Origin of the sequence: Myroides sp. A21, from assembly GCF_000807225.1 — a bacterium.
GTDB lineage: Bacteria > Bacteroidota > Bacteroidia > Flavobacteriales > Flavobacteriaceae > Flavobacterium > Flavobacterium odoratimimum.
In genome coordinates this window covers 1,064,288-1,076,295 of record NZ_CP010327.1, presented here as the reverse complement: position 1 = coordinate 1,076,295, position 12,008 = coordinate 1,064,288, and the positions used below count along the sequence as shown (strand labels likewise).

Genomic DNA, 12,008 nt, shown 5'->3' with positions numbered 1-12,008 from the left:
AATAACCTAATTTTAGATTTATATTATGTATCCAGAAGAAATAGTAAAACCGATGCGTCAAGAATTAGTTGATGCAGGATTTGAATCATTACATACAGGAGCTGATGTAGAAGCAGCTTTACAAAAAGAAGGAACTACACTAGTAGTTGTAAACTCAGTATGTGGATGTGCTGCGCGTAATGCACGTCCAGCAGCAGTAATGAGTTTAGGAGGAGAGAAAAAACCTACTAATGTAATCACTGTATTCGCAGGAGTAGATAAAGAGGCAGTAGATGTTGCTCGTCAGCACATGTTCCCATTCCCTCCGTCATCTCCTTCTATGGCTTTGTTTAAAAATGGTGAATTAGTTCACATGTTAGAAAGACATCACATTGAAGGAAATACTGCTGATGCTATAGCAGAGAACTTAATGGATGCTTATAAAGAATTTTGTTAAGAAAGAAGACCACTAAACGGTGGTCTTTTTTTATTCTATCTTCGTTATTAGTACGTTAATCGATTCTAGTTAATTTGTTTATAAATATTTTTTAAGCAGATACTTTTTATGTAATTTCACAAACATAGTGACTTAGATAAGCGTTAATTTGCGAAGTATGTTTATTGTTGTATATATGTTTAAGTGTATATTTGCGATAAACTAATCGATTAATGCAAAAAATAATATCCTACCCTATATCCATACTATTTGTGATTATTATGCTAATAGTATTATGTGTATTTCACGCCTTACAGTGGATTGCATTTAACTTGTTTGGATATAAAGCTCATAACATTACTGTTAATGGACTTGTATGGTGGCTAATGGCCTGTACAGGAATCCTTGGTACGAGTTATAAGTTCCGTCAAGAAGAGGAGCTTCCTACAGATCGTCCGATCATATTTGTATCTAATCACCAGAGTATGTTTGATATTCCGATGATTATTTGGTTTTTTAGAAAGAATCACCCAAAGTTTGTCAGCAAAAAAGAACTAGGAAAAGGGTTCCCTAGTGTGTCCTATAATCTTAACCATGGAGGCTCTGTATTAATAGACCGTAAGGATGCTAAGCAGGCGCTAAGTGCTATTAAAGGATTAGGACAGTATATTACTAAGCATAACCGATCTGCAGTAATCTTCCCAGAAGGGACACGTAGTAGAGACGGTAAGTTGAAGAGGTTCTCTGAGAATGGAGTTAAAATGCTTTGTAAGTTTGCTCCTGATGCATTAGTTGTGCCTTTGACCATTAATAATTCTTGGAAGATATTCCGTTTCGGAAACTTCCCTTATGGGTTAGGAGCGAAAATAAGCTTATATGCTCATCAACCTTTTGCTGTGAAAGAGTATTCTTTCGAGGAAATTATGAAGAGATGTGAAGAACAAATCAAATCAAAACTAGAATAAGTTTCTAAATATAAACTAGTCTTTTACTACTATCAAGCAAACTAAACCAAGGAGTAGTATAAAGACATAAACATAATAATATGTCTATAAAGAATGTTCGCCTAGAAGTAATGCAATTCTTAGAAAAGAATATTGATAGCTTCGTAGAAAGTTATCTGATCCCCGTAGAGAAAATATGGCAACCATCAGACTTATTACCAGACTCAGAAGGTGAAAACTTTTTGGAAGAGGTAAAAGAATTAAGAGAATACGCTAAAGAATTACCTTATGATTTTTGGGTTGTTTTAGTAGGTGATACAATCACTGAAGAGGCATTGCCAACGTATGAATCATGGTTGATGGATGTAGAAGGAGTGAACCAAAAAGATGGTGAAGGTGGTAATGGATGGGCTAAATGGTTACGTCACTGGACTGGTGAAGAGAACCGTCACGGAGATCTTCTTAATAAGTATCTATATTTATCTGGTAGAGTAGATATGAAAGAGATAGAGATTACTACTCATCACTTGATTAATGATGGTTTTGATCCAGGTACTGATAGAGACCCTTATAAGAACTTTGTATTTACGAGTTTCCAAGAGTTAGCGACTTATATTTCTCATAATCGTGTAGCTAAATTAGCGAAGCAGTATGGAGATCATAAGTTGTCTAAGATCTGTAGATTGATTGCAGGGGATGAGATGAGACATCACCATGCATATAGTGAGTTTGTTGACCGTATCTTTAAAGTAGATCCTAGCGAAATGTTATTAGCATTTGTAGATATGATGAAGAGAAAGATCACGATGCCTGCTAACCTAATTCGTGAATCAGGAGGTAAGATGGGGGATGCTTTTGAGCTGTTCTCTGATTCTGCACAGCGAATAGGTGTTTATACAGCACATGATTATATCGATATTATGCAGAAATTAATTGACCGTTGGCAAGTAGCAGAGTTGAATAATCTTACTGATGACGCAGAGAAAGCAAGAGATTATCTAATGAAGTTGCCAGCGCGTATGGCTAGAGTAGCTGACCGTATGACTATCGGTAAAGAAGAACACATATTTAAGTGGGTTAAACCAGCCCTTATTAAATAATAAATACACAATACAATAGTTATGGACAAGCGTATAGATCAAGTCATCCTTTATGTAAAGAAAGAGTTACAGCAAGCGGAGAGCGGTCACGACTGGTTCCACATTGAACGAGTTTATAAGAATGCTATGAACATCGTACAAGGAGAGGGAGAAGTGAATCTAGACATAGTGAAACTAATAGCCCTACTGCACGATATAGCAGATAGTAAATTTCACAATGGAGATGAAACAGTAGGCCCAAATAAAGCCAGAGTATTACTAGAAAACTTAGGGTATGATGAGGATGCTATTGACCATGTTGTAAAAGGAATTGAAAATATATCTTTTAAAGGAGGTAACTTTAATCAAGCTTTTCGTTCTAAAGAATTAGACATTGTACAAGATGCAGATCGATTAGATGCTATCGGTGCTATTGGTATCGCTAGAACATTTAATTACGGAGGGTATAAGAATAATTTGATTCACGACCCGAGTATTGATCCTAAGATTGGAATGTCTAAAGAAGAGTATAAGAAGAACGTAGGAACTACGATTAATCACTTCTATGAGAAACTACTTCGTTTAAAGGATTTAATGAATACCGAAACAGGAAAACAATTAGCAGAAGGAAGACATCGCTTTATGGAGTCTTTTCTTAGCCAGTTCTACGATGAGTGGGAAGGTAATGCTTAATACGTTTTATAAGAATAAGAATAAGCCATTCGTATGAATGGCTTTTTTTATGCCTTCTAAAGTGGTTATTTCTGATAGAAATCAAATAATAAAGCATTTTTCGAAACAATAGGTATTGTAAATTTATTTTTTTGTTAACTTTAGTTAAAATTATTAAACACGACTGAATATGCGTTTAGACTATGAGCATGAAAATCGACCACTAAAATCAAAGAGAAATTATCTTATTATTCTTTTTAATATTATTACCTTATTACTTCTTATCAACTATTTACCTTATGAACCTCAAGTGAATAAAGGACTCGCTCTTTTAGTCTTTGTAGCTGTGTTATGGTTGACAGAAGCAATACATGTGACCACCACAGCCGTATTTGTACCTGTGCTTGCCATAGGACTTGGATTGACGGATACTAAGCCCGCTTTAGCCTCTTTTGCAGACCCTACTATATTTCTATTTTTAGGAGGTTTTGTATTAGCAGGAGCGCTGCATGTACAGAAACTAGATATGATCATAGCCAATAAGATTATGTACCTCGCTAAAGGAAGGTTGTCTTATGCTGTATTTTATCTCTTTTTAGCTACAGCTGTATTATCAATGTGGATTAGTAATACTGCTACAGTAGCGATGATGTTACCTTTAGTGATAGGAGTATTAGGTCAGTTAGATAAAGAGAAGTATAGAAGTACCTATGTGTTTGTACTCTTAGGTATTGCATATAGTGCTAGTATCGGAGGGATGGGAACAGTAGTAGGTAGTCCACCTAATGCCATCGTTGCTTCTCAGTTAAATGTTTCTTTTGCAGAGTGGATGAAGATGGGGATTCCTATGGTCTTGATATTATTACCATTGATGATAGGGGTGATTTACTTTGTGTTCAAGCCTAAGCTAGACTTTGAGTTTAAAGCTAATACAAAGAAAATCCCAATGACTTCTGATAGATGGTTGACATTAGCTATATTTATTACTACAGCGCTATGCTGGATCTTTAGTGACCAGTTAAATCCACTAGTAGCTTCCCTAGTAGGCTTTGAAAGTAAGTTTAGTAATTTTGATACCTTTATTGCCTTAGGAGCTTTTATGCTGATCTGTGTGAGTCAGGTTTCTAGATGGAAAGAGTTACAGCACAATGTGGATTGGGGAGTTCTTCTTTTATTTGGAGGAGGTTTGACTTTGAGTATGGTACTTAGAGATTCTGGCGCAAGTGAAGTTTTAGCAGACTTATTAGTATCAGTGATTAAGGATAGTAGTTATTTCACTATTGGGCTAGTAGTATCGTTCTTTATTGTATTCTTGACAGAGTTTACTTCTAATACAGCTAGTGCCGCTTTGTTAGTTCCTTTGTTTATAACGATATCAGACCAGTTAGGCTTACCACCATTAGGATTGTCTATGATTATAGGTCTAGGAGCTTCGTGTGCCTTTATGTTGCCTGTTGCTACTCCACCTAATGCCATTGTATTTGGTACAGGTGATATTCGTCAGAAGGATATGATGAAAGCAGGTTTTGTATTGAATATTATCTGTGCGGTATTAATTGCTATTATCGCGTATTTCTTTTGGTTACAATAACTAAATACAAGTTATACTATATAAAGTAAATGGGCTGTTATCTTTTGATAACAGCCCATTTATTATTTAGTCTCTCGTGATGAGATATACCTTATTTTATATCCTAGTATGGTTTTTCGTCTCTTCCTTCGTAGAAGTTGATGAAAGCTCTATTTACCACTCTATTTCCTCCTTTAGTAGGATACTCACCAGTGAAGTACCAGTCTCCTAAATTCTTAGGACAAGCGATATGTAAGTTCTCTACAGATTGGAATACAATCTTAACTTCAGACTTTATGTTCACATCCTTCACCATTACAGCGATCTTATTAGAAATCTCTTCATCTGTAAATGGCGCATAGATATCTTTTACATAGTTAATGACTTCATTGTCTTGTAAGTGCTCTTGTGCTTTAGACTTTTTATATACTTCATCCACGATATGATATAAGTTGCGGTCTTTTAGTAACTCTATAGCCGCTTGGAAAGCGATTAATCCCTCTAACTTAGCCATATCGATACCATAGCAGTCAGGGTATCTCACCTGTGGAGCAGCAGATACCACCACGATACGCTTAGGATTAAGTCTATCCAGCATACGGATAATGCTTTTTTTAAGTGTAGTACCACGTACGATACTATCATCGATGATCACTAAGTTATCAGTAGGTTTGATCACACCATAAGTCACATCGTATACGTGAGCTACTAAGTCATCACGACTACTGTCATCTGTGATGAATGTTCTCAGTTTAGCATCTTTTACCGCGATTTTCTCTGTTCTTAGTTTTACAGATAAGATCTCTTGTAACTTCGCTTCAGATAAGTTTTCTTTATTCTTTAGAATATCACTTATTTTACGTTGATTAAGGAAGTCTTGTGCTCCTTCTACCATTCCGAAGAATGACGTCTCAGAAGTATTCGGGATATAAGAGAACACAGAGTTATCCGTATCATCTCCTATCGCTTTTAATACCTCAGGGAAGATTAGCTTACCTAAATCTTTTCGCTCTTGGTATATATCTGCATCATTTCCTCTAGAGAAATATACTCTCTCAAAAGAACACGCTTTAAGAGGAAGTGGCTCTAAGATTTGTTCAAATTTTACTGAAGCATCTTTGCGAATAATGATAGCCTTACCAGGATCTAATTCTTTAATCTCTTCAAAAGGTACATTGAATGCAGTCTGTATCACAGGTCTTTCACTAGCTACTACCACGATCTCATCATTCTCGAAGTAGAATGCAGGACGTATACCAGCAGGGTCACGTAATACGAATGTATCACCATGTCCGATCATACCAGCCATCGCAAAACCTCCATCCCAGTTCTTAGAAGCACGGCGTAAGATACGCGCTACATCTAGACGTTCTCCGATTAGTGGAGAAGCTTTCTTTTTAGTATATCCTTCTTGTTTTATTTTATAGTATAAGTCATTTACTTCATCATCTAAGAAGTGTCCTATCTTCTCCATTACTGTAATGGTATCAGACATTTCTTTAGGATGCTGACCTAGTTCTACTAAGTCTTGGAATAAATCACGTACGTTAGTCAGGTTGAAGTTACCCGCTACGATTAGGTTTCTGTGCATCCAGTTATTCTGGCGCAAGAATGGGTGAACACTCTCGATATTGTTCTTTCCGAATGTTCCATATCTTACGTGACCTAAGAAAACCTCTCCTAGATAAGGAATATGTTTTTTCTGAAGATCTACGTTGTTTTGGTATTCAGGGTGTGCTTCCATCTCTTCATTGATACGCTCATTGATCTGCATGAAGATATCCTGAATAGGTTGTGCTTTGTTTGAACGAACACGACTAATGTATCGCTCCCCAGGTTCCATATCAAGTTTAATACTTGCTAGTCCAGCTCCATCTTGTCCTCGGTTGTGCTGTTTTTCTAGTAATAGATACATCTTTTGTATCGGGTAGAAAGCACTTCCATACTTTTCTTTGTAGTAGGATAACGGTTTTTTTAGTCTTAGAACCGCTATACCGCATTCGTGTTTTAAAGCGTCGCTCATGTTAGTTGTGTGTTGTTGTTGAATAAAAAAAGCCCCATAACGAGGCTTATAATTTTACATTATTGTTTTAATTCGATATCGAATTGAGTTAACATTTTAAATTGTTGTAGTCTTCCCACCACTTCTTTGTCATTTAATTTTTCCATCCTTGATGTTCCAAATTCTTCTACACAGAATGATGCAAGATTAGAACCATATATAATAGCGTTCTTCATATTTCTGAACGAAACATTGCTGCTCTGTGTCAAATAACCTGTAAAACCACCTGCAAAAGTATCTCCAGCTCCTGTCGGATCGAACACTTCTTTTAACGGTAATGCAGGTGCGAAAAATACGTCTTTATCTGCAAATAATAAAGCACCATGCTCACCTTTTTTAATAACAACGTATTTTGGTCCCATGGTATGAATAACTTCAGCAGCCTTTACTAGAGAATACTCTCCAGATAGCTGACGTGCTTCTTCATCATTGATAGTGATAACATCGATTCTTTTTAGCACTTCCTTTAATTCATCTAGCGCACAATTCATCCAAAAATTCATGGTGTCTAGAACGATAAGTTTAGGCTTAGCGGTTAATTGATCTAATACTTTGATCTGAATGTTTGGGTGTAGATTACCTAGCATTACTACATCAGATTCTTTAAAATCTTCTGGTACGATAGGATTAAAATCAGCCAATACATTAAGTTGTGTATCTAAAGTATCTCTAGAGTTTAGATCATTATGGTATCTACCACTCCAGAAGAAGGTTTTTCCTTCTTTTACTACTTCTATTCCAGTAGTATCGATGTTTCTACTATTTAAAAGATCCAAGTGCTCTTGTGGGAAATCATTTCCAACCACAGACACTATAGCAGATTTAATATTAAAGTGTGAGGCAGACAATCCGATGTATGTCGCTGCACCACCTAATATTTTGTCTGTTTTTCCGAATGGAGTTTCTATTTCATCAAAGGCCACCGTCCCCACTATCAGTAATTTATTCATATTTTTTGCAAAGAAATAAGCTACAAATATATGGCAATACTCTTTTTACTACCAAATTTAAAAGCTATAATTAACTATTTTGCTAACACTGAGTGTTTTAGTATAGATTGTTGTTTTTAATGCAATTATCTAGTACTTAGTCAGTATTATTCTATAAAAAGATGATGTCGTCATCTTTATCACATGCTGTTATTTAACACAGAATTAAATAATTATAAAGTCTTTTCTCTGAAGCTTATCTGGCTTCTTTTTTAGAAACTACCCGATGCATAATACAGCATGCACAGGAGTCTATACATTAGCTTAAAGATAGTGAAATAATCATAATGATAGCTATGCAGAAGCTTCTAAAAAGCGCCTTCTTCAAGAGTGCCACAACACCTCTTCAAGATTCCTTCAACAAAAGCCTTGTTAGCTAGAGCAATCTTGGAGAAATGTTGAAGAAGTGTTGAAGGAAACGCTTCTACTGCTTATAAATACTAAGGTTAGAGGGGGTTAAGGTTTATTGTGTGATTTGCCTTTTTTTGTATTAATATGTTGGTAATTAGTGATTTGTGTTTATTTTCTCAATAAATTAGGTATAAAAAGTGTGCTGTTTTTTCTGCTAAAAGAGGGTAAATACCCCCTAATCTCGTCAAAAAACAGAAATAAGGAGTTGTAGTTAGCCTTTTATAGGTCTAAAAAGTGTTTTTTAAGGGGATAGAATAGAAAAAAGGGAAATGTTTTTTAGATTTACGATAACGAACTAACTAATAACCTTATTAATTATGAAAAAGAGCTTAATGCTTTTAATGGTGTGTGCTATGGGAACTCTCGCTAGTGCTCAGGTACGTATTCCTTTTAGACTGACTAAGTATAATAATCTAATACTAAAGACAGTTGTGAATCAGAAGGATAGTCTAGACCTGATGTTTCAGGTAGCGATGGATGATGGCGCTATCTCGCCTGTGCGTATGAATAAGGTAGAGCATATCATTTTTGACAAAGAAGATTATAGTGCTTCTAATACAGTAGAGATTAGTGGGCATGTGTGGGATGGTATTTCTTTTGTAGATAATCAGTATAGCGGATTAGAGTCAGATGGTAAGATCGGTATGGCGTTGTTTAAAGATAGCATATTAGAGATAAATTATGATAAGGGAGAGTTAGTCTCTTATACGAGTATGCCTAGTGTAGAAGGGTATCAGCCTGTTTCTATTCATTATCGAAACGGTGCGATGTTTATCGATATACTGAGTGAGATAGCTGGGCAGGAGTATGTACATCCTTTTTATCTTCAGTCTGGTTATTCGGGAGGGATACTATACGATGACAAGTTTGCGGAGGAGAATAGGTTAAAAGATAAACTTGTTACTATAGATCATAAAGAATTAAAGAACTCAGCAGGCAAAAGTGTGATTACGAATACTGCTGAGGTGACTAAAGTAAGTTTGGGTAGTGCTGAACTACAGCAGGTGAGAGTGGCGTACTTCTCAGGAGAATTAAAGAATCAACCTTTTAGTCTGTTTGGAGCAGATATGATGAAACGCTTTAATTGGATTATTAATGCAGATAGAACTAGGGCGTGGATAAAGCCGAGTAAGCATTATAAGGATGAATTTATAAAACTATAGAAGAGTTATGAGAGGAATAAGTATAGTGTGGTTCATATTTTGTTTTCTTGTGCCTTCTTTAGTGTTAGCACAGGGATCACATATTATAAAAGAGCCTATCGTATTATTAATGAATGCTGCTGCAGGAGAGAGATAAATACTATGAGGGAATTGACTTTAGAGAATGTGATATCTTTTTTGAATACTGATACGAGTCGACAAGAAAAGGTGATTACTGAGAACAGTGATATTGCTTATAATTTTGGATACGGTCTTGATATAGATGATTTACTTATTTCGCTAGAAGATGAGTTTGAGGTGAGTTTTGAATATTTTGAATTTGACCGTTATTTTTATCCCGAAGGTTTTGAATATAGTTTAAAGGGGTGTGTGATGATGATGGTTAATGGGGTTTTGTTACCTTTTAATATTGTAATCGCTATTTTAAGATGGGTATTTAATGTTCCAGAGCAGTATAAGCCTGATCTTAATAAGGAACTGTGTACGCCTGTAACTCTTTATGAGTATATGATGAAGAATAAAAAGAGTATGTAGTTTATTTTGTAATCATTAATATGTTTATTTTTGTTAAAAAAATACAATTAATGAAAAAAGAATACTTTATCTCTATTAATGGCGAAAGTCAGGGGCCATATCAGTTCTCTGAGTTAGGACAGTTTATAATTTCTCCGACTACGCTAATCTGGCATAGTGAATTGCATGATTGGACAGAGGCAAGATTTCTACGAGAGTTTGAAGTGTATCTTCAGAGACCGATGTATAGTACGCCAAATTATGGGTATAATCAAAATGTTAGTTTGGCTTATACTAGGGATAATCGATATGTGATTGTAACTACGCCTACAGAACGAATTCACTATCGATACGCTGACTTTGGAGAGCGTTTTGTAGCAGGGTTATTAGATGGTTTGATTCTTTTAATACCAAGCCTCTTTTTTCCATTTATAGCTGGGTGGCTCTATTATTCATTAATGCAGAGTAATGATGGACAAGCGACTATAGGGCAAAAAACGATGAAGATCATGTTGCTAGACTGTAAGGGGCAGCGAGTAACTTTTGGTCAAGCTACAGGGCGATTTTTTGCTAGATTATTATCTGGTTTTATATTCTGTATTGGTTATTTTATGTTTTTCTGGTCAGATCAGAAGCAGACTTTACACGATAATCTAGCGGAGACTCTAGTAGTAACAGAGATTCGTAGAGAGAGGCTGTAAGTACAGTGTATGTGCTATAGTAGAGAGATGGTGTTACAAGGAAAGTATAATCAGTGATTATATACGAGGTAAGAAGAAAATGAGGTGAATGACATTAAACAATGCCAATATCAGATAATGAATTAGCATACTTCACAGAATATGGAGCTAGTGAGTTATGCGATAGGTTATTTAGTAGTGACTTAGATTTTTCGGATATAGAGAGACCTTCTCTTATGTAGTATAACGACAAAGAGCATCCCTTAAAAAGATGCTCTTTGTCGTTTTATTAATTTTCTTCAGACTCGTAATATTCGTCTATTAATAATTTAGTTCCTGTTGCTGCTTTTACTGCAAGGACGTCACATCGTTCGTTCATGGGGTGGTTGTTATGTCCTTTTACCCATTTAAACTGGACGTTGTGTTTGCGGTATACTTTTAAGAAGCGTTGCCATAAGTCAGGATTCTTTTTGTCTTTAAAGGCTTTTTTCTCCCATCCGAATACCCATCTCTTTTCTACAGCGTCTACCACATACTTAGAGTCCGATACGACTAGGACATTAGTACCTTCGTTCTTTAGCATTTCTAAGCCTACGATCACCGCTAGTAGTTCCATGCGGTTATTGGTAGTTTTGCGATATCCTTGGGATGCTTCTTTATAGACATTATGACCTGCCCACTCTAGTATCAGTCCGTATCCACCAGGACCAGGGTTACCTCTAGAGGAGCCATCGGTATATAGTATTACTTGTGGCAAATTCATTTATAATATTAAAATAGTAGTTTCTCGATTACTTGTGGGAAGTGTAGGTGTTCTAGTTTAAGTACAGCTGCTCCTACTTCTTCTGGCGTATAGGAAGGCTCTATCGGAGTAGAAGCTTGGAATATAACAGCTCCTTCATCGTAGTTTTCGTTTACATAGTGAATAGTGATTCCAGACTCTTTTTCTTTATTTTCTACGACTGCAGTGTGTACGTGATGACCATACATTCCTTTACCGCCATATTTAGGCAATAATGCTGGATGTATATTAATTACTTTATTCGGATATTTTTTAACAAGGTCATCGGGAAATTTCCATAAGAAACCCGCTAATACAATTAAATCAGGTTGAAATTGTTCTAATTTTTGAGATACAGCGCCATCATTTAGCATATTTCTGTCAAAAATCAGAACTGGAAGATTTCTTTTTTCAGCTTTTTCTATTACCTTAGCATTTTGGTTGTTAACCAATATAAGGTATTGATTAGAAATAGACTTGCTTTCAAAGTAGTTGATGATGTTTTCTACATTAGTCCCTGAACCAGAGGCGAATAGAGCTATGTTTTTCATGTAGTTAGTTGTGTTATGAAGTTGAAAGTACAATAAATAAGTACAAAAAAAAGAATAATAACTGACAATAAATAGAAAAATAGCGATAAGTATTAATAATTTTTATAATTTCGCACCGACAATTAACATGGAAAATCAGGATTTAAAATAAAGTTTTTTATTTTTGCCTACGAAATTA

At 35.6% G+C, this 12,008-nt stretch carries 13 protein-coding genes; 9 read left to right on the top strand and 4 right to left on the bottom strand.

All coding sequences use genetic code 11. From position 1 onward, the window contains the following. Nucleotides 1-25: 25 nt before the first annotated feature. From MYRA21_RS04940 to MYRA21_RS04920, 5 genes are all read left to right on the top strand, one after another. The gene (locus MYRA21_RS04940; RefSeq protein WP_006259897.1) at nucleotides 26-436 is read left to right on the top strand and encodes a BrxA/BrxB family bacilliredoxin; all 411 of its coding nucleotides are present in this window, start codon (nucleotides 26-28) and stop codon (nucleotides 434-436) included. Between the two features lie 212 nt (nucleotides 437-648). Beyond that, on the top strand, nucleotides 649-1,380 hold the full coding sequence (locus MYRA21_RS04935; RefSeq protein ID WP_006259896.1) for a 1-acyl-sn-glycerol-3-phosphate acyltransferase: 732 nt from the start codon (nucleotides 649-651) through the stop codon (nucleotides 1,378-1,380). A gap of 80 nt (nucleotides 1,381-1,460) precedes the next feature. Continuing rightward, entirely contained in the window at nucleotides 1,461-2,459 is a 999-nt protein-coding gene (locus tag MYRA21_RS04930; protein ID WP_006259895.1) for an acyl-ACP desaturase, read from the top strand. Nucleotides 2,460-2,480: 21 nt separating this feature from the next. Then, the gene (locus MYRA21_RS04925) at nucleotides 2,481-3,131 is read left to right on the top strand and encodes an HD domain-containing protein (RefSeq protein ID WP_006259894.1); all 651 of its coding nucleotides are present in this window, start codon (nucleotides 2,481-2,483) and stop codon (nucleotides 3,129-3,131) included. A 169-nt stretch (nucleotides 3,132-3,300) separates the two neighbouring features. After that, nucleotides 3,301-4,701 (top strand): DASS family sodium-coupled anion symporter, encoded by a 1,401-nt coding sequence (locus tag MYRA21_RS04920; RefSeq protein WP_006259893.1) that lies wholly within the window; start codon nucleotides 3,301-3,303, stop codon nucleotides 4,699-4,701. 103 nt (nucleotides 4,702-4,804) lie between these two features. On the opposite strand, the gene MYRA21_RS04915 is transcribed toward MYRA21_RS04920, so the two are convergent. Next, the gene (locus MYRA21_RS04915; protein WP_006264500.1) at nucleotides 4,805-6,703 is read right to left on the bottom strand and encodes an amidophosphoribosyltransferase; all 1,899 of its coding nucleotides are present in this window, start codon (nucleotides 6,701-6,703) and stop codon (nucleotides 4,805-4,807) included. A 59-nt stretch (nucleotides 6,704-6,762) separates the two neighbouring features. After that, entirely contained in the window at nucleotides 6,763-7,692 is a 930-nt protein-coding gene (locus tag MYRA21_RS04910) for a PfkB family carbohydrate kinase (RefSeq protein WP_006259891.1), read from the bottom strand. A 767-nt stretch (nucleotides 7,693-8,459) separates the two neighbouring features. On the opposite strand from MYRA21_RS04910, the gene MYRA21_RS04905 reads away from it, so the two are divergent. From MYRA21_RS04905 to MYRA21_RS04895, 4 genes are read left to right on the top strand one after another with little or no spacing between them, the layout of a single operon-like run. Next, on the top strand, nucleotides 8,460-9,305 hold the full coding sequence (locus MYRA21_RS04905) for a hypothetical protein (RefSeq protein ID WP_006259890.1): 846 nt from the start codon (nucleotides 8,460-8,462) through the stop codon (nucleotides 9,303-9,305). Nucleotides 9,306-9,312: 7 nt separating this feature from the next. Next, nucleotides 9,313-9,441: a hypothetical protein gene (locus MYRA21_RS19455; RefSeq protein ID WP_006259889.1), complete on the top strand. Its 129-nt coding sequence runs from the start codon at nucleotides 9,313-9,315 to the stop codon at nucleotides 9,439-9,441. Nucleotides 9,442-9,446: 5 nt separating this feature from the next. Next, a complete protein-coding gene (locus MYRA21_RS04900; protein ID WP_006259888.1) occupies nucleotides 9,447-9,839 on the top strand; it encodes a DUF1493 family protein in 393 nt (130 codons plus the stop codon). A 50-nt stretch (nucleotides 9,840-9,889) separates the two neighbouring features. Next, entirely contained in the window at nucleotides 9,890-10,519 is a 630-nt protein-coding gene (locus tag MYRA21_RS04895; protein WP_006259887.1) for an RDD family protein, read from the top strand. A 268-nt stretch (nucleotides 10,520-10,787) separates the two neighbouring features. On the opposite strand, the gene rnhA is transcribed toward MYRA21_RS04895, so the two are convergent. Further along, a complete protein-coding gene (gene rnhA / locus MYRA21_RS04890; RefSeq protein WP_006259886.1) occupies nucleotides 10,788-11,261 on the bottom strand; it encodes a ribonuclease HI in 474 nt (157 codons plus the stop codon). An 8-nt stretch (nucleotides 11,262-11,269) separates the two neighbouring features. Next, nucleotides 11,270-11,830: a phosphoribosylglycinamide formyltransferase gene (locus MYRA21_RS04885; RefSeq protein WP_006259885.1), complete on the bottom strand. Its 561-nt coding sequence runs from the start codon at nucleotides 11,828-11,830 to the stop codon at nucleotides 11,270-11,272. Between the last annotated feature and the right edge of the window lie 178 nt (nucleotides 11,831-12,008).